Genomic DNA, 17,620 nt, shown 5'->3' on the forward strand with positions numbered 1-17,620 from the left:
AGCCCGTCAGAAGGGAGATGGGCTAAAAAAGTGCCTTCTATTCTTTTCAGCTTCCATTCATATTTTCGCATTATGAAATGCCGTACCGCAACATGAAATTTTCCTTGCGACCGGTTAATCTTCTTTCTTAGAATGCCGGCTGATAGGGAAACCGCTCCCGAGTAGCTGGTCTCTAGCACAACACCCCGACCCATGCATGGCATGGTAGCCCGGATGATCCCGACTACCATGGCATGTCCGCGAGTAGATAAATAAGCGGGTGCGGTCACGAACGAACCCCAACAGGAGACACACGATGTCCTCTTTCGCCCAGGCTGGCGCCGTGCAGGCTGCCAACGACGAAGACACCCTAGAAACCCAGGAGTGGCTCGAAGCCCTGGCGGCAGTCCTTGATCGCGAAGGACCGCAGCGCGCGCACTACCTGCTGGAACGCCTGATCGACGAAGCCCGTCGTTCCGGCGCCCACATCCCGTTCTCGCCCAACACCGCTTACGTCAACACGATCCCGCCCGGCCTGGAGCCGGCGCATCCGGGCAACCTGGAACTGGAATCGCGCATCCGCTCGTACGTGCGCTGGAACGCCATGGCCATGGTGGTCAAGGCCAACAAGCACAACCCGCCGGACGGCGGCGACCTGGGCGGCCACATCGCCTCCTTCGCCTCGCTGGCCACCATGATCGGCTGCGGCCAGAACCACTTCTGGCACGCCGAGAACGAAAACCACGGCGGCGACCTGGTCTACTTCCAGGGCCACACCTCGCCCGGCATGTACGGCCGCGCCTACCTCGAAGGCCGCCTGACCGAAGACCAGCTGAACCACTTCCGCCAGGAAGTGGACGGCAAGGGCCTGTCCTCGTACCCGCATCCGAAGCTGATGCCGGACTTCTGGCAGTTCCCCACCGTGTCGATGGGCCTGGGCCCGCTGATGGCCATCTACCAGGCCCGCTTCCTCAAGTACCTGCACGCCCGCGGCATCGCCGACACGAGCAAGCGCAAGGTCTGGGTATTCTGCGGCGACGGCGAAATGGACGAACCCGAGTCGCTCGGCGCCATCGCCCTGGCGGCCCGTGAAAAGCTCGACAACCTGATCTTCGTCATCAACTGCAACCTGCAGCGTCTGGACGGCCCGGTGCGCGGCAACGGCAAGATCATCCAGGAACTGGAAGGCGACTTCCGCGGTTCGGGCTGGAACGTGATCAAGCTGATCTGGGGCGGCTATTGGGATCCGCTGCTGGCGCACGACAAGGAAGGCATCCTGCGCAAGATCATGGAAGAAACCGTCGACGGTGAGTACCAGGCGTACAAGGCCAACGACGGCAAGTTCGTGCGCGAGCATTTCTTCGGCAAGCACCCCAAGCTGCTGGAAGCCGTGTCGCGCATGAGCGACGAAGACATCTGGCGCCTGAACCGTGGCGGCCACGATCCGCACAAGGTCTACGCCGCGTTCGACGCCGCCTCCAAGCATGAAGGCCAGCCGACCGTCATCCTGGCCAAGACCATCAAGGGCTACGGCATGGGCCACGTGGGCCAGGCCAAGAACCCGACCCACCAGCAGAAGAAGCTGGAACTGGACTCGATCCGCGAATTCCGCGACCGCTTCGGCATCCCGATCCCGGACGACAAGCTGGCCGACCTGCCGTACTTCAAGCCGGCGGAAGACTCGCCCGAAATGAAGTACCTGCACGAGCGCCGCGCCGCGCTGGGCGGCTACCTGCCGCGCCGCCGCGCCAAGGCCGACGAGCAGCTCAAGGCCCCGGCCCTGGACGCCTTCAAGGCCGTGCTGGAACCCACCGCCGAAGGCCGTGAGATCTCCACCACGCAAGCCTTCGTGCGCATCCTGAACCAGGTGCTGCGCGACAAGGAACTGGGTCCGCGCGTCGTGCCGATCCTGGCCGACGAATCGCGCACCTTCGGCATGGAAGGCCTGTTCCGCCAGATCGGCATCTACGCGCCGGAAGGCCAGAAGTACGTGCCGGTCGACAAGGACCAGGTCATGTACTACAAGGAAGCGGCCGACGGCCAGCTCCTGCAGGAAGGCATCAACGAAGCGGGCGCGATGAGCTCGTGGATCGCGGCGGCCACGTCGTACTCCTCGAACAACCGCATCATGATCCCGTTCTTCATCTACTACTCGATGTTCGGGTTCCAGCGCATCGGCGACCTGGCCTGGGCCGCCGGCGACATGCAGGCGCGCGGCTTCCTCTTGGGCGGCACCGCCGGGCGCACCACGCTCAACGGCGAAGGCCTGCAGCACGAAGACGGCCACAGCCACATCCTGGCCTCGACCATCCCCAACTGCGTCTCGTACGACCCGACCTTCGGCCACGAACTGGCCGTGATCATCCAGCATGGCCTCAAGCGCATGGTGGAAGACCAGGAAAACGTCTACTACTACCTGACGGTGATGAACGAAAACTACCCGCAGCCTGGCCTGACCGCCGGCGACGAGGAAGGCATCATCAAGGGCATGTACAAGCTCAAGTCGCACGGCAAGGGCAAGAACCGCGTGCAGCTGATGGGCTCGGGCACGATCCTGCGCGAAGTCATGGCCGCCCAGGAACTGCTGGAAGCCGACTGGGGCGTGGCCTCGGACCTGTGGAGCGTCACCAGCTTCACCGAACTGCGCCGCAACGGCCTGGACGCCGAGCGCCACAACATGCTGCACCCCGACGAGAAGAAGCCGCAGGTGGCCTACGTCACGGAACAGCTGGCCAAGACGGAAGGCCCGATCATCGCGTCGACCGACTACATGAAGCTGTTTGCGGACCAGATCCGCCCGTTCGTGCCCAAGGGCCGCGAATACAAGGTGCTGGGCACCGACGGTTTCGGCCGTTCGGATTTCCGCGCCAAGCTGCGTGAGCACTTCGAAGTGGACCGCCACTTCGTCGTGGTCGCCGCGCTGCGCGCGCTGGCCGACGAAGGCAAGGTGCCGGTTGCCAAGGTGGCCGAAGCCATCAAGAAGTACGGCATCAACCCGAACAAAGCCAACCCGCAATACGCCTGAGGGTAAAGAGACATGAGCAACGTCGTGCAAATCAAGGTTCCCGACATCGGCGACTTCAAGGAAGTGGAAGTCATTGAAGTGCTGGTGGCGGTGGGCGACACGATCAAGGCCGAGCAGAGCCTGATTACCGTCGAGTCCGACAAGGCCTCGATGGAAATTCCCGCCTCCACCGGGGGCGTGGTCAAGTCCATCAGCGTCAAGGTCGGCGACAAGGTCGCTGAAGGCTCGGTGGTGCTGGAGGTCGAAGCGGCCGATGCCGCCGCCCCGGCCGCCAAGGAAGCCCCCAAGGCCGAAGCCCCCAAGCAGGCCGCCGCCGCCGCGCCCGCCGCCAAGGCCGAGGCTGCCGCGCCGGCCGCCAGCAGCGGTCCGGTCGAGATCGAAGTGCCGGACATCGGCGACTTCAAGGAAGTGGAAGTCATCGAAGTCATGGTCGCCGTCGGCGACACCATCAAGGCCGAGCAGAGCCTGATCACCGTCGAGTCCGACAAGGCCTCGATGGAGATCCCGGCCTCGCAGGGCGGGGTGGTCAAGGAAGTGAAGGTCAAGGTCGGCGACAAGGTCGCCAAGGGCTCGGTCGTGGTCGTGGTGGAGGGCAGCGCGCCCGCCGCCGCGCCGGCCGCCAAGGCCGAGGCCGCGCCGGCCAAGTCGGAAGCCCCGGCCGCCAAGGCGGAAGCGCCCGCCGCCCCGGCCACGCCCGCCGCCGGCTCGCGTCCGGCTCCCGCCGCCGCGCTGGAAGACGCCAACCTCAAGCCCGGCCAGCTGCCGCACGCCTCGCCGTCGGTGCGCAAGTTCGCCCGCGAACTGGGCGTGAACCTGAGCAAGGTCAAGGGCACCGGTCCCAAGGACCGCATCACCGCCGACGACGTGCGCGGTTTCGTCAAGCAGGCGCTGGCCGCCGGCCCGGTGGCCGCCGCCGGTGGCTCGGCCGATGGCGCCGCGCTGGGCCTGCTGCCGTGGCCCAAGGTCGACTTCACCAAGTTCGGCCCGGTCGAAGCCAAGCCGCTGTCGCGCATCAAGAAGATCTCCGGCGCAAACCTGCACCGCAACTGGGTCATGATCCCGCACGTCACCAACAACGACGAAGCGGACATCACCGACCTGGAAGCGCTGCGCGTCACGCTGAACAAGGAAAACGAGAAGTCGGGCATCAAGGTCACGATGCTGGCCTTCCTCATCAAGGCCGTGGTCGCGGCCCTGAAGAAGTTCCCCGAGTTCAACGCCTCGCTGGACGGCGACAACCTGGTGCTCAAGCAGTACTACCACATCGGCTTTGCCGCCGATACGCCCAACGGGCTGGTGGTGCCGGTGATCCGCGATGCCGACAAGAAGGGCATCCTGCAGATCGCCCAGGAAATGACCGACCTGTCCAAGAAGGCGCGCGAAGGCAAGATCTCGCCCGCCGACATGCAGGGCGGCTGCTTCTCGATCTCGTCGCTGGGCGGCATCGGCGGCACCTCGTTCACGCCCATCATCAATGCGCCCGAAGTGGCCATCCTGGGCGTGTCGCGTTCGTCGCACAAGCCGGTCTGGGACGGCAAGCAGTTCGTGCCGCGCCTGATCGTGCCGCTGTCGCTGTCCTATGATCACCGCGTCATCGACGGCGCCGCCGCTGCCCGCTTCAACGCCTATCTGGGCGCCTTGCTGGCCGACTTCCGCCGCATCGCGCTGTAAACGGGGAGCCCTATGAGCAATACCGTTCAAATCAAAGTGCCGGATATCGGTGACTTCAAGGAAGTCGAAGTCATCGAAGTGCTGGTCGCCGTGGGCGATACCATCAAGGCCGAGCAGAGCCTGATCACGGTCGAGTCCGACAAGGCCTCGATGGAAATCCCCGCCTCCACGGGCGGCGTGGTCAAGTCCATCAGCGTCAAGGTCGGCGACAAGGTCGCCGAAGGCTCGGTGGTGCTGGAAGTCGAGGCGACCGAGGCCGCCCCGGCCGCCAAGCAAGCGCCCAAGGCCGACGCGCCGCAGGCCGAGGCCCCCAAGGCCGAAGCCAAGCCGGCCGCCGCGGCCCCCGCCGCCGCGACCTTCAAGGGCTCGGCCGACGCCGAGTACGACATGCTGGTGCTGGGCGCGGGCCCCGGCGGTTATTCGGCCGCCTTCCGCGCCGCCGACCTCGGCCTGTCCGTGGTGCTGGTCGAACGCTACGCCACGCTGGGCGGCGTCTGCCTGAACGTGGGCTGCATCCCGTCCAAGGCGCTGCTGCACAACGCCGCCATCATCGACGAGGCGCGCGAGCTGGCCGCCCACGGCATCAGCTTCGGCGAACCCAAGATCGACCTGGACAAGCTGCGCGGCTACAAGGACAGCGTGGTGGCCAAGCTGACCGGCGGCCTGGCCGGCATGGCCAAGGCGCGCAAGGTGACCGTGGTGACGGGCGTGGGCGAATTCGCCGATGCCAACCACCTGGCGGTCAAGGGCGCCGACGGCAAGTCGCAGACCATCCGCTTCAAGCAGGCCATCATCGCCGCCGGCAGCCAGTCGGTGAAGCTGCCGTTCCTGCCGCAGGACGAGCGCATCGTCGATTCCACCGGCGCCTTGCTGCTGCGTGAAATCCCCAAGAAGATGCTGATCATCGGCGGCGGCATCATCGGCCTGGAAATGGGCACGGTGTACTCCACGCTGGGCGCGCGCCTGGACGTGGTGGAAATGCTGGACGGCCTGATGCAGGGCGCCGACCGCGACCTGGTCAAGGTCTGGCAGAAGAAGAACGCCGGCCGCTTCGACAACATCATGCTCAAGACCAAGACGGTCGGCGCGGAAGCCAGGAAAGACGGCATCTACGTCACCTTCGAGGGCGAGGGCGCGCCGAAGGAACCGCAGCGCTACGACCTGGTGCTCCAGGCCGTGGGCCGCAGCCCCAACGGCAAGAAGATCGGCGCCGACAAGGCCGGCGTGGCCGTGACCGACCGCGGTTTCATCGAGGTCGATCGCCAGATGCGCACCAACGTGCCGCACATCTTCGCCATCGGCGACATCGTCGGCCAGCCGATGCTGGCGCACAAGGCGGTGCATGAAGGCCACGTGGCGGCCGAAGCCGCCGCCGGCCAGAAGTCGTTCTTCGACGCCCGCGTGATTCCGTCGGTGGCCTACACCGATCCGGAAGTGGCGTGGGTCGGCCTGACCGAAGACGAAGCCAAGAAGCAGGGCATCAAGGTCGAGAAAGGCGTATTCCCGTGGGCCGCTTCCGGCCGCGCCATCGCCAACGGCCGCGACGAAGGCTTCACCAAGTTGCTGTTCGACGCCGAGACGCACCGCATTCTGGGCGGCGGCATCGTCGGCACCCATGCCGGCGACCTGATCAGCGAAGTGGCGCTGGCCGTGGAAATGGGCGCGGACGTCATCGACATCGCCAAGACCATCCACCCGCACCCGACCCTGGGCGAATCGGTGGGCATGGCGGCCGAAGTGGCCGAAGGCGTGTGCACCGACCTGCCGCCGATGAAGAAGAAGTAAACCCTGGCTGGCCGGATCTTGCGTCCGGACGCAGGCACCACAGCCCGAAGCGCCTCCCGGCCTTCGGGCTTTTTCATTGCGGCTCGCGCGGATCGGCAGCCGTCCGATCCTGCCGGTCCGCCAGGGGCGTTTGCGGCGCCGGCGCCGCACAGGCGCTGGCATTGGGGCGATTTTCTGGATAATCCATCCGGCCATGCCCGGCTGATCCCGGCCCCGCCGCTGCCTAGAATCGAATCTCCATCGACACACATGCGGGAGATTTTCCATGGCAGACCATTCCATCAAGGGCAAAGTCGTCCTGATCGCCGGCGGGGCCAAGAACCTGGGCGGCCTGATCGCGCGTGACCTGGCGCAACAGGGCGCCAAGGCCGTCGCCATCCACTACAACAGCGCCGCGTCCAAGGCCGATGCCGACGCCACCGTGGCCGCGATCCAGGCCGCCGGCGCCCGGGGCGTGGCATTCCAGGCCGACCTGGCCACGGCCGGCGCCGTCGAGAAACTGTTCGCCGACGCGGTCGCGGCGGTGGGCCGGCCCGACATCGCCATCAACACCGTCGGCAAGGTGCTCAAGAAGCCGCTGACCGAAATCAGCGAAGCCGAATACGACGAGATGAGCGCGGTCAACGCCAAGTCGGCGTTCTTCTTCCTGAAAGAGGCCGGCCGCCACGTCAACGACAATGGCAAGGTCTGCACCCTGGTGACCTCGCTGCTGGGCGCATTCACGCCGTTCTACGCCGCCTATGCCGGCTCCAAGGCGCCGGTCGAGCACTACACGCGCGCGGCCGCCAAGGAATTCGGCGCGCGCGGCATCTCGGTGACGGCCGTCGGCCCCGGCCCGATGGACACGCCGTTCTTCTATCCGGCCGAAGGCGCCGATGCCGTGGCGTACCACAAGACCGCCGCCGCGCTGTCGCCGTTCTCCAAGACCGGCCTGACCGACATCGAGGACGTGGTGCCGTTCATCCGCCACCTGGTCAGCGATGGCTGGTGGATCACCGGCCAGACCATCCTGATCAACGGCGGCTACACCACCAAGTAACCGGCCAGACCGCCCGGGGGGCCGCCTGGCCCCCGCGATTCGAGGTCGCGTGGGTCTGGCCCGGCCTGCCTGGCGGGGGCGCCATTTCCCGTGCCTGCGATGTCCCGCGAACCGGCTATGCTGTCACGGGCGGCGTCGTGCCGCTGGCGCTGGGGGACCCCCGGGGGAGCATGGACAGATTCGAACAGTACCGCGTCTTCGCGCAGGTGGCGGAGATGGGCAGCTTCATCAAGGCGGCCAACGCGCTGGAGCTGCCGCGCGCCTCGGTCTCGGCCGCCGTGCAGCAGCTCGAGGCCCAGTTGGGCGCGCGGCTGCTGCACCGGACCACGCGCCAGGTGCGCCTGACCGCCGACGGCGCCCAATTGCTGGAACGGGTCCGGCCGTTGCTGGCCGAGGTCGAGGACATTGACCACCTGTTCCAGCAGAGCCAGCGCCAGGTTTCCGGGCGGCTCAACGTCGACGTGCCCAGCCGCATTGCGCGCCGCCTGGTGGCGCCTGCGTTGCCCGGCCTGCTGCGGCGTCATCCCCGGCTGCAACTGGCATTGGGGTCCAGCGACCGCGCCATCGACCTGATCCAGGAAGGCGTCGATTGCGCGGTGCGCATCGGCGCGCTGCATGACAGCAGCCTGGTGTCACGGCCATTGGGCAACATCGCCCTGGTCAACTGCGCCAGCCCCGCCTACCTGCGCGAGCAGGGCGAGCCGCGGGCGCCGGACGCGCTGCCGACGGATCACTGGATGGTGGGATACGCTTCGCCGACCACCGGCCGCGAATTGCCCTGGGAGGTGGCGGCCGGCGACGGCGACCGCCAGGCCATCACGGTGCCCAGCCGGGTGGTGGTCAACAATGCCGAAAGCTATATCGCCTGCTGCCTGGCGGGCCTGGGATTGATCCAGATTCCGCGCTTCGACGTGCAGCACCTGCTGGACGCCGGCGAACTGGTGGAAGTCATGCCAGCGCACCGCGCCGCCTCCATGCCGGTGGCGCTGCTGTATCCGCACCGGCGGCAACGCTCACGCCGGCTGGCGGTTTTTCTGGAGTGGTTCGAGGAACTGATGCGCAGGCACCTGGAGGCCTGACGGCGCGAGCCCGGGCGGGCAGGGAGTCGTGAAGAGGGCGGGGCGAAGAAGCGGGCCGAGGAAGCGGGCCGAAGAAGCGGGCCGAGGAGGGCTGGGCGCGGCAATCGTTGCCGCGCGCGCCGGCGCGGTTTACGCCTGGGTATTGATGCGGGTGCCGATCTTGCCGTCGATGGCGACCACCGGCAGTGACTGCATCAGCGTGGCGACGGTGTCGGCCTGGGCGTTGATGGCCTTCTTGGTGACGCGCGCCTGGACTTCCTGCATCAGTTGCGCGTCGCGCATGGCCAGGCCGGTATTCACGGTGTTGCTGACGGAAAGATCCATGGCGGGGAGTCCTGTGAGGCTTGCCGGACGGTGTCCGGAACAAACGGATTATGCGTGATTATCGCGTACTTCACCGCATCGCGGTGGAATTCTCGGACGAGAATTGTGCGGCGTCAGGGTTGGGCCGGGCATTCCTTGACGGCGCCCCAGCCCTGGTTCGGGCCGCAGTATTGCTTGCGGGCGGCCCAGGCGCAGTCGGGCCGCTCGAAAAAGCCCAGCGTGGCGCAGCGCGCCAGTTCGGCCTTCAGGCTGTCGACCCATGCGTGTGGATTTTCGGCGGGGATTTCGGTGATGCGCAACGTGGGTTTGGGTAAGGCCGGGGCGGTCGCATGCGGCGTCGCGGCTTCGCGAGCCGAGGCGGAGGGCGTTGTCGCCGCCGGGCTGGGGGCGTCCGTGCGGCCCGGCGCCGGCGTGTCATCCCGCGGTGTCGAGGCGTCCTGCGGTGTCGAGGCGGGCCCGGACGCATGTTCTTGCACGGTCGGCGTGGGGGCGGGGGGCGGCGGCGCGGCGTCGGGCCGCGTGGTAGCGCCGGGTTGCCGCAGGGGAGCCGGACCCGCGTCGAGCGGCGCCAGCGGCACGCGCATCGGGCCGGCGGCGGATGCGCCCGACCGTCCCGCGTTGGGCGTGCTGCATGACACCACCAGCAGCACCAGGGCGCCATAGATCGCCAGGGTATAGAGCACGGTCAAGGTGGCGTAACCCACCCGCTTGCCGGTGATCGGCGCGGCGTGTTCGCGCCCCAGCAGGCTGCGCCAGCCGACCAGCGCGGCGCCGGGCGCGCTGATCAGCCACCAGCCCAGCCGCTTGAGCGGGCCGGGAGGGCGCGGAATCGACGCCTGGACCTGCGCGGCCAGCAGTTCGCGCAAGGCGCGGTTCTCTTCGCGCAGGCGCTGGGTGTGGGGATCCACCGGCGCCTGGTCATCTTGATCCGTGGTGCCGTCATGCCGCGTAGCGAGTGGATCGGGAGGCTTGGTGGTCATGTTGCGAAAAATATAGATACAAAAGCGTACGAACGCAATTATGACCGTCCACCTGACCAGCCAAAAAAGGAATAAGCCGGCAAAAAGGCCGGCTTCCAGTCAATCAGGATGGCGAGGCGGAGCTTGCGTTGGAGCGGCTATTCGAGAGTTGCATAGCTGATGTGGGGTTCGTAGGTGAAGCGCTGGATTCTCAGCTTGTTCAAGCCAAGCTTTTCCATCACTGCAAGCGTTTCGCCCGGCCAGGTGCGGTTGTTCAGTTCGTCGAAGACAATGACTCCGCCTTTGGGCATGCGCGGGAGAAAGTGCTCCAGGCAGATCCGCGTGGGTTCGTACAGATCCAGGTCCAGGTGCAGGAGCGATACGACAGTCTGGGGCTCGCGCGCCAGATACTCGGGCACGCTTTGGGCCACGTCGCCCTTCACCAGTTCGACTTTTTGAATGTGGCCAATGAAGCGGTTGGCATCGAACAACCCGATGGCGCGCTGCAGGTCGGCGTAGCTGTCGGCCTCGTAACCGTGCGCGCGGCGCTCGGACGTCTGGATCACCGCGTGGCGATCCTGTTCGGCGATTCCAGTGAAGCCCGAAAACGTGTCGAAGCCGACGATGCGGCGTTGCAGGTTCACGGGTTCCAATGTGGCGCTGAGTTGGGCGAAGGTCATCAGGCCGCCTCCCCAGTTGACCCCGCATTCCATGATGTCGCCCTGCACATGCAATGCCATCTTGAAGAGTTCGGTCAGGCACAGGAAGCGCGCCAGGCTTTGCCGCGGCACGAAATTGGCGAAGTTCTCCAGTTTCTCCACCGTGCTGCCGCCGGCGGTGTCGAAGAACTCGCCCAGTTCGGCGCGGTAGCCGACTTCGCGCGTGGTGCTACGACCGTCCTGGCGGAAGCGGGAGGGATCAATGGTGTCATTCATGTTGCGGTCCTTGCGGCTTCCTGTTCACGGCGGCGTTGGGCGTTGTGGCCTGGATAGTCGACATAGAAAATGTTGCTGCGATCCCCTGTGGGATAGCGCTGGCGTCGGTATTCGGGGTCCGCCAGATCGGTGACGCGCAATTGCGTGGTCCAGCGGATCTGCGTGCCCAGGTTTGGGGTGCTGCGATGCAACAGCAATTGCTTGAACACGACCACATCGCCACGCTCGGCGGTGATCGTCGTCGGGGTCTCATCGACGTCGTAGTCCAGGCTCAGGTCTCGTTGCAGGAACGGCACATACGGTGCGATGACCTTGTCGCTGATGCGTTTGAACGGATACAAGCCCTTTTTATGGCTGCCGGGAATGACCTGGATGGTGCCGGCTTCGAGGTTGACGTCCTGGAACGGTATCCACAGCGTCACCGCGTTTTCAGAACCGAGCAGGTACAGGGTGTCCTGGTGCCAGGCGAACAGGTGGCGGGCATCGGCAGGCTTGTCCAGGCGCATGTTGCAGCAGCCCATCAAACCGGGATGAGCCAGGCCAAGATCACGGCATAGCCGATCGACGGCCGCGCTGCCCGACATGCGCGACAGCGCCGGCAGATACTTCAGCCGATCGTACAGCAGCGACTGCGTGGCGGGCTCTAGCTCGTAGCGGCTGAGATCATGGACATCGAACTGGGGGCCGACGATGCGCCGTCCGAGTTCGCTTAACTGCGCTTCCAGTTCGTCCAGTTCTCCATGCTTCCAGAAGTCCTTCAGGACCAGATAGCCGTCGGCTTCAAATTTCTCGCGCATATGAGTCCGTTGCTTTTTTTATTGCAGTGTGTACGAAGGAATTGCCTAGGGTCGGCTTATGTCAGACGCCAGTGTCTTCGCGCCAACCCAGCACGCGCATGGGGTGACCACCCTGTATCGAGAACGCGGCCACCTCGCCGCGCACGACGCTGCCCGCGGCGATGACGCAGCCTTCCCGCAGGACGGCGCCGTCCAACAACACGCAGTTGGCGCCGATCCAGACGTCGTCTTCGATGAGGATGCCGCCTTTGCTGGGGCGGAAGCCCTGCTGGCGAATCGGCAGGTCCCGGCGGCGGAACTCGTGGTTGGCGGGCGCGAAGGTGCAATTGGCCGCGACCGCCACGCGCGCGCCCATCCGGATACCGTTGCCGGTATAGAGCACGCAACCAGAATTGATGACGCAGTCGGGGCCGATGATGACGTCGCCGGCCCCGCCCGCCGGCTTGATCTTGACGAACGAGTCCACCACGACGCCGGGGCCGATCACGATCCGCGTGCCACGGGTGGAGTCCTCGATGTCGGCCAGCGGAGAAACGCGGGCGCTTGGGGCGATTTCGATCATGGTGCTGCGCGCGGCGTGATCAGGCCTTGCGGCGCAGGAAGCCGTCGGGCGCCGAGGTTACCAGTAGCCGATCCTCGACCGAGCGGTCGATCTCGAATTCCGGGTGACTCTTGATCCATTCCCAGACGGCGGTCTTGGGGTTGTTGCCCTTGCCCCAATGGCGGCCCGGCCATTCGTAGTCGGCCGGCATGTCCTCGACGAAGGTGTCGAACACCACGCAGTAGCTGCCCACGCTGACCAGGTCGGCATAGGCATTCAGTTCGGCCAGCACGTGGTCGTGCGTATGGTTCGAATCCAGGCACACCATGATGTTCTTCTTGCCTTCGGCGTGCGCGCGCACCTGGGCGATGGTGGCGGGGTCGATACTGGAGCCCTCGATCAGGTGGATGCGGCCGGCCAGCGGGTGGGCCTCGATGGCGCGGCGGTTGTGCTCGCGGATCTCGATGTCCACGCCCACCACCTCGCCGGCGCCCAGCAACTGCAGCATCGAGGCCGACAGCATCAGCGAGCCGCCGTGGGCGATGCCGGTCTCGATGATGAGGTCCGGCTTGACCGCCCAGATCAGTTCCTGCATGGCCATGGCGTCCATGGGCAGTTGGATCAGCGGCCGGCCAGCCCAGGAGAAATTGTTCATGTACTTGCGCTCCAGCGCCATCTGGCGCCAGGCGATCGACAGCTCTCGGAATTCCTGGTCGGTCGCGAACGAGCCGATGCGGGCGGCTTTTTCCTGGCGGTATTCGGGATGCGCGTCGGGCGTGGTTTCAAGGTAGGACATTCAGATTCCTTTGCGTTGGCGGTACTGCGCCAGAAAATGCGGGAAATAGTCGGCGAACGCGCGCGGCGCGAGGCCGAAGCGGGTGCGCATGCGTTGGGTGTCGATATCGGCGAAGGCCCAGGGCTGCGCGTCGGCCGCTTCAGTGACGCGGTAGCCCAGCGCGGCTTCAAGGCACTCGGCGATGGCGCGGTTGTCGACGCCCTGGCCGTGGGCGACGTTGAAAATACCGGCGGCGTCCGATTGCGCCAGCGCGAGGATCTGGGCCACGGCGTCGTCGATGTACAGGTAGTCCTTGCGCGAGGACAGGGTGGTGTGCAACGTGATCCGGCCGTCGCGCGCGCCTTCCTCGAGCAGCTGGTCGATGAAACTGTCGGGCGCGTCGCGCAGGCCCACGATATTGGACAGGCGCGCCACCCGGGCCCGCGGATGGCCGCCGTGCAGGCACAGGGATTCGCCCATCAGCTTGGACAGGTTGTAGAGATCGCTGGCGTGGTTCGGATTGACCGTCAGCGCGGCCTGCTCGCGGGTGTCGCTGGCGCCGGCATATACGCGGGTGCTGGAAAGGTAGGTCAGGCTGTCGAAGTTGTCTGCTTCGATCAGGCGACGCAGCAGGCAGACGTGGGCTTGCACCGTGTCCAGCGGCCGGCTGCGGAAATCCGACGTCAGGCCGATGGCGTAGATCACGTGGCCCAGGGGGCGGTCGAACAGGCCGGCATCATTTCGCGCCGGCGCCTCGCAGGCGACGCCGTCCGCGCGCAGGCGCGCCAGCAGGTGGCGGCCGATGAAGCCCGTTGCCCCCAGGACGGTGACCGGCGCGGTATTCATGCGTCGTGGCCGCCGTCGATTGCCAGGCCGGGCACGGCCGTGACCAGCTTGGCGTGCCAGCCCTCGCGCGCGTAGGCCAGCTGCTGCGAGACTTCCGTCTTCAGGTTCCAGGGCAGCACCACGATGTACTCAGGCTGGTCCTGCCGCAGGGTTTCCTCGGCGACGATGGGGATATGGCTGCCCGGCAGGTACTTGCCCTGCTTGGCCGGGTTCAGGTCCACCACGTAGGGCAGCAGGTCGGGCCGCACCCCGGCAAAGTTCAGCAGCGTGTTGCCCTTGGCGGCGGCGCCATAGGCGGCCACCCGTTTGCCATTGCGGCGCAGCTCCACCAGCAGCGCCAGCAGGTCGTTCTTGATGCGCTCGGCCTGCTCTTGGAAGCGCTCGTAGAAGGCCGCGCCGGTCATGCCGGCCTGTTGCTCCTCGTCCAGCGTGCGCGCCACCTCCACGGTCACCTCGTGCTTGCCGGTGTCGAGCCGCTGGGCATACACGCGCAGGCTGCCGCCGTGGGTGGGCAGGTGCTCGACGTCGAACACCGCCAGGCCGTTGGCGCGGAAGATGCGCGCGACCGCGGTCAGCGACAGGTAGGAATAGTGTTCGTGATAGGCCGTGTCGAACTGGTTCTCGCGCACCATGCGCAGCAGGTGCGGGAATTCGAAGGTGGCCACGCCCTGGGGCTTGAGCAGCGCGGCGAAGCCCGAGACGAAATCGTTGATGTCCGGCACGTGCGCCAGCACGTTGTTGGCGGCGATCAGGTCGGCCGCGCGGCCGGTGCTGGCCAGTTCGTCGCCCAGTTCGACGCCGAAGAAGCGCTGCACGATGTCGATACCGCGTTCGCGCGCGGCCAGCGCCGTGCTGGCGGTGGGTTCGACGCCATAGCAGGGGATGCCGGCGGCCTTGACGTACTGCAGCAGGTACCCGTCATTGGCGGCGATCTCGCACACCATGCTCTGCGGGCCCAGCCCGAAGCGGCTGGCCATGGCGTCGACGTAGCGGCGCGAATGCGCCAGCCAGGACGACGAGAACGAGCTGAAGTAGGCGTAGTCGTCGGTAAACAGGGCCTCACGGCCGGCGTGGTCCTCGGTCTGGACCAGCCAGCACGATTCGCACACCAGCAGGCGCAGCGGAAACCAGGTTTCCGGGCCGCGCAGCGCATCGGCGCTCAGATAGGCATTGGACGGCGGCGCGTGGCCCAGGTCGAGAAAGGGCAGGCTCAGTTCGGCCTGGCAGTGGCGGCACTTCACAGTGCGACTCCCGGGAAAGCGGCATCCAGGCGCGGATGATTCAGGTCGCGGTCGGACACCAGGGTAGGGGGCAGGGGCCAGGCAATGCCCAGGCGGGCATCCTGGAAATGCAGGCCGGCCTCGGCCTGCGGGGCGTAGGCCGCGGAATGGCAATACAGCATTTCGACGTCATCGCCGAGCGTCTGGAAGCCATGGGCGAAGCCCTGCGGGATCAGCAGCGCGCAGCCGTTGTCGGCGGACAGGCGTTCGGCGTGCCATTGCAGGAAGGTGGGCGAGCCGCGGCGCAGATCCACCGCCACGTCCCAGACTTCGCCGCGGATGCAACTGACCAGCTTCATCTCGGCATGCGGCGGCAACTGGTAGTGCATGCCGCGCACCGTGCCGGCCTGGGCGGTATGGGTATGGTTGACCTGCGCGATGGCGCCGTTCCAGCCGGCGGCCCGCAGGGCCTCGGCATCGAACAGGCGCGCCAGGAAGCCGCGCGTATCGCCGCGCGGGTGGCGCCGCACGCGCTTCAGGCCGGCCAGCGGCGTGTCGTGGATCTCCAGGCTCATCGCGGCCCCGCGTAGCGGTCGATGTCGGCCTGGCACAGCGCCAGCGCGTCCTCGCCCGCGTCGAAGCGGCGGTACCAGTCCATGCTGCGCGTCACCGCCGTGGCCAGCGGCCAGCGCGGCGCCACGCCAAGCACGGCGCGGGCCTTCGAGGTATCCAGCGTCAGCAGGCCGGCTTCGTGCGGACCCTGCGGATGCTCGGCATAGACCGTGCGGCCGCGGCCATAGGCGGCCTGCGCCAGGTCGATGACCGTGCGCACCGGCGCGGCCTCGGCGGCATCCGGTCCGAAGTTGTAGGCGTCGGCCAGCGCCGGATCCCGCCATAGCGTCTCCGCCAGGGTCAGGTAGCCGGCCAAGGGTTCCAGCACGTGTTGCCACGGCCGCACCGATTGGGGCCGACGCACCAGCAGCTCGCCGCCATCGCGCCAGGCGCGCACGGCGTCGGGCAGCAGGCGGTCGACCGACCAGTCGCCGCCGCCGATCACGTTGCCGGCGCGCGCGCTGGCGACTGCCAGGCCTTGTTGTTTCAGGAAGGCGTCGCGGTACGAGGCGATGACCAGTTCGCTGGCCGCCTTGCTGGCGCTATAGGGATCGTGGCCGCCCAGCGTGTCGTGTTCGCGGTACGGGTAGGGCCATTCGTTGTTGCGGTACACCTTGTCGGTGGTGACCATGACGGCCACCCTGGCGTCCGGCGCGGATCGCAGCGCGTCCAGCAGGTGCGCAGTGCCCATCACGTTGGTGGCGAACGTGTCCACCGGTGCGGCGTAGCTGGGCCGCACCAGCGCCTGGGCCGCCAGGTGCAGCACGATTTCAGGTCGCGCATCGCGCACCCGGGCCCGCAGCGTGGCGGCGTCGCGGATGTCGATTTCATGATGGTCGACCGCCAGCTTGAGACGGGCGGCCTCGAACAGGCTGGGGGAGGTGGCCGGCGGCAACGACACGCCGGTGACCTGGGCGCCCAGGCGCTGCAGCCACAGCGCCAGCCAGCCGCCCTTGAAGCCGGTGTGGCCGGTCAGGAGGACGCGCTTTTGGCGCCAAAAGGCGGGTGAAGGCAGGGCAGAGCCGCTCATGGATACCAATGGAAGATCAAATGCCGGTAGCGGTGACGATGGGGGCCAGAGGCGTTTTTCGGGATGCTGTCCATTCTAGAGACGTGTGCGCGCAGCAATAGAAAGATCAGGCGAGAAATCGCCCCTTAGTTTTACTTCCAGTTTCGCGATGGGCCAGTTGCCACATGAGTCGGGGCACTTTCAGGCGCGGGACCATGCAATTCTTCGTAAGGTTGGATATCAGCATCAATGACTCACTTTGAACATTTCCGTCATGGCCAACAATCACATCAAATCGGTTTTCTTCGGGCTGAGGGACCAGCCATTGTTTTACCGGGGGATCCAGTCGGCGCTGGATGCCATCGGGTCGGGCGCGGGCGCCTATGCCGGGGACAATATCTTTACCTACCATCGCAACCTCGGGTTCCTGGAGGACGAGGCCCTGATGCAGGCGTTCCGCCGCCACGCGGCCACCGACGTCGAACAGGCGGTGCTGTGGCGGATCGCCGTCGTGCTCTGGGGCGTGCGCAACGGCCTGCGCCTGGCCGGAGATTTCGTCGAATGCGCCTGCTACAAGGGGACGACGGCGCGGATAGTCTGCGACGCGGTCGATTTCGGGGCCCAGGCCGATCGGCGCTATTACCTCTACGACCTGTTCGATCACGATCCGTCCCTGCCGCATCACGCCATGCCCGAGCACAGCAAGCAGTTGTATGGCTGGGTGCGGCAGCGGTTTTCGGATCTGCCCAACGTCACGGTCAGCCAGGGCAAGGTCCCGCAAGTGCTGCACGAGGCGGCCCCCCGGCAGATCGCCTTCATGCATCTGGACTTGAACAATGCCGAGGCCGAAATCGGCGCGCTGGACATGCTGTTCGACCGCATGGTCCCGGGGGCGGTCCTGATCCTGGACGACTATGGCTGGCTGTACTACCGGGCGCAGAAGGACGCCGAGGACCCCTGGTTTGCGCGGCGCGGTTACCGGGTGTTGGAACTGCCCACCGGGCAGGGCATGGTGATCAAGTAA

At 66.4% G+C, this 17,620-nt stretch carries 16 protein-coding genes; 6 read left to right on the forward strand and 10 right to left on the reverse strand.

The window, feature by feature from the left end:
* The first annotated feature begins 295 nt into the window (after positions 1-295).
* The 5 genes from aceE (at position 296) to HV742_RS25440 (ending at position 8,578) form a co-directional block, all read left to right on the forward strand.
* Positions 296-3,004, forward strand: coding sequence for a pyruvate dehydrogenase (acetyl-transferring), homodimeric type (aceE, locus tag HV742_RS25420; RefSeq protein ID WP_054504143.1), 2,709 nt, complete (start codon positions 296-298; stop codon positions 3,002-3,004).
* Between the two features lie 12 nt (positions 3,005-3,016).
* Positions 3,017-4,675 (forward strand): dihydrolipoyllysine-residue acetyltransferase, encoded by a 1,659-nt coding sequence (gene aceF / locus HV742_RS25425; RefSeq protein ID WP_175146673.1) that lies wholly within the window; start codon positions 3,017-3,019, stop codon positions 4,673-4,675.
* Between the two features lie 12 nt (positions 4,676-4,687).
* Positions 4,688-6,460, forward strand: a complete 1,773-nt coding sequence (gene lpdA / locus HV742_RS25430) for a dihydrolipoyl dehydrogenase (RefSeq protein ID WP_175146674.1) — start codon at positions 4,688-4,690, stop codon at positions 6,458-6,460.
* A 265-nt stretch (positions 6,461-6,725) separates the two neighbouring features.
* Positions 6,726-7,499, forward strand: a complete 774-nt coding sequence (locus HV742_RS25435; protein WP_175146675.1) for an SDR family oxidoreductase — start codon at positions 6,726-6,728, stop codon at positions 7,497-7,499.
* 170 nt (positions 7,500-7,669) lie between these two features.
* Positions 7,670-8,578 carry a LysR family transcriptional regulator gene (locus tag HV742_RS25440; protein WP_175146676.1) on the forward strand — a complete coding sequence of 303 codons (909 nt, stop codon included), beginning with the start codon at positions 7,670-7,672 and terminating at the stop codon, positions 8,576-8,578.
* Positions 8,579-8,707: 129 nt separating this feature from the next.
* Here HV742_RS25440 and HV742_RS25445 read toward each other — a convergent pair whose 3' ends face one another.
* From HV742_RS25445 to rfbG, 10 genes are all read right to left on the reverse strand, one after another.
* On the reverse strand, positions 8,708-8,902 hold the full coding sequence (locus HV742_RS25445; protein ID WP_006387491.1) for a putative motility protein: 195 nt from the start codon (positions 8,900-8,902) through the stop codon (positions 8,708-8,710).
* A 113-nt stretch (positions 8,903-9,015) separates the two neighbouring features.
* Complete coding sequence (locus HV742_RS25450; RefSeq protein ID WP_175146677.1) at positions 9,016-9,882, reverse strand: hypothetical protein; 867 nt, start codon at positions 9,880-9,882, stop codon at positions 9,016-9,018.
* 137 nt (positions 9,883-10,019) lie between these two features.
* A complete protein-coding gene (locus tag HV742_RS25455) occupies positions 10,020-10,796 on the reverse strand; it encodes a TylF/MycF/NovP-related O-methyltransferase (protein WP_081330489.1) in 777 nt (258 codons plus the stop codon).
* Positions 10,793-11,593 (reverse strand): phytanoyl-CoA dioxygenase family protein, encoded by an 801-nt coding sequence (locus HV742_RS25460; protein WP_175146678.1) that lies wholly within the window; start codon positions 11,591-11,593, stop codon positions 10,793-10,795. The genes HV742_RS25455 and HV742_RS25460 overlap by 4 nt, the downstream gene beginning before the upstream one ends.
* 61 nt (positions 11,594-11,654) lie before the next feature.
* Positions 11,655-12,155: an acyltransferase gene (locus HV742_RS25465; protein WP_068953020.1), complete on the reverse strand. Its 501-nt coding sequence runs from the start codon at positions 12,153-12,155 to the stop codon at positions 11,655-11,657.
* 19 nt (positions 12,156-12,174) lie between these two features.
* The gene (locus HV742_RS25470; protein ID WP_054431990.1) at positions 12,175-12,930 is read right to left on the reverse strand and encodes a cephalosporin hydroxylase family protein; all 756 of its coding nucleotides are present in this window, start codon (positions 12,928-12,930) and stop codon (positions 12,175-12,177) included.
* A complete protein-coding gene (locus tag HV742_RS25475; protein WP_175146679.1) occupies positions 12,931-13,755 on the reverse strand; it encodes an NAD-dependent epimerase/dehydratase family protein in 825 nt (274 codons plus the stop codon).
* Entirely contained in the window at positions 13,752-14,996 is a 1,245-nt protein-coding gene (locus HV742_RS25480) for a class I SAM-dependent methyltransferase (RefSeq protein ID WP_068953016.1), read from the reverse strand. The genes HV742_RS25475 and HV742_RS25480 overlap by 4 nt, the downstream gene beginning before the upstream one ends.
* Complete coding sequence (locus HV742_RS25485) at positions 14,993-15,550, reverse strand: dTDP-4-dehydrorhamnose 3,5-epimerase family protein (RefSeq protein WP_175146680.1); 558 nt, start codon at positions 15,548-15,550, stop codon at positions 14,993-14,995. Before HV742_RS25485 ends, HV742_RS25480 begins: the two co-directional genes overlap by 4 nt.
* Positions 15,547-16,617, reverse strand: coding sequence for a CDP-glucose 4,6-dehydratase (gene rfbG, locus HV742_RS25490; protein WP_175146681.1), 1,071 nt, complete (start codon positions 16,615-16,617; stop codon positions 15,547-15,549). Before rfbG ends, HV742_RS25485 begins: the two co-directional genes overlap by 4 nt.
* 253 nt (positions 16,618-16,870) lie before the next feature.
* Between rfbG and HV742_RS25495 the strand changes: the two genes are divergently transcribed.
* Positions 16,871-17,620, forward strand: coding sequence for a class I SAM-dependent methyltransferase (locus HV742_RS25495; protein WP_175146682.1), 750 nt, complete (start codon positions 16,871-16,873; stop codon positions 17,618-17,620).

The sequence above is a fragment of the Achromobacter ruhlandii genome (genome assembly GCF_902859695.1).
GTDB lineage: Bacteria > Pseudomonadota > Gammaproteobacteria > Burkholderiales > Burkholderiaceae_B > Achromobacter > Achromobacter ruhlandii.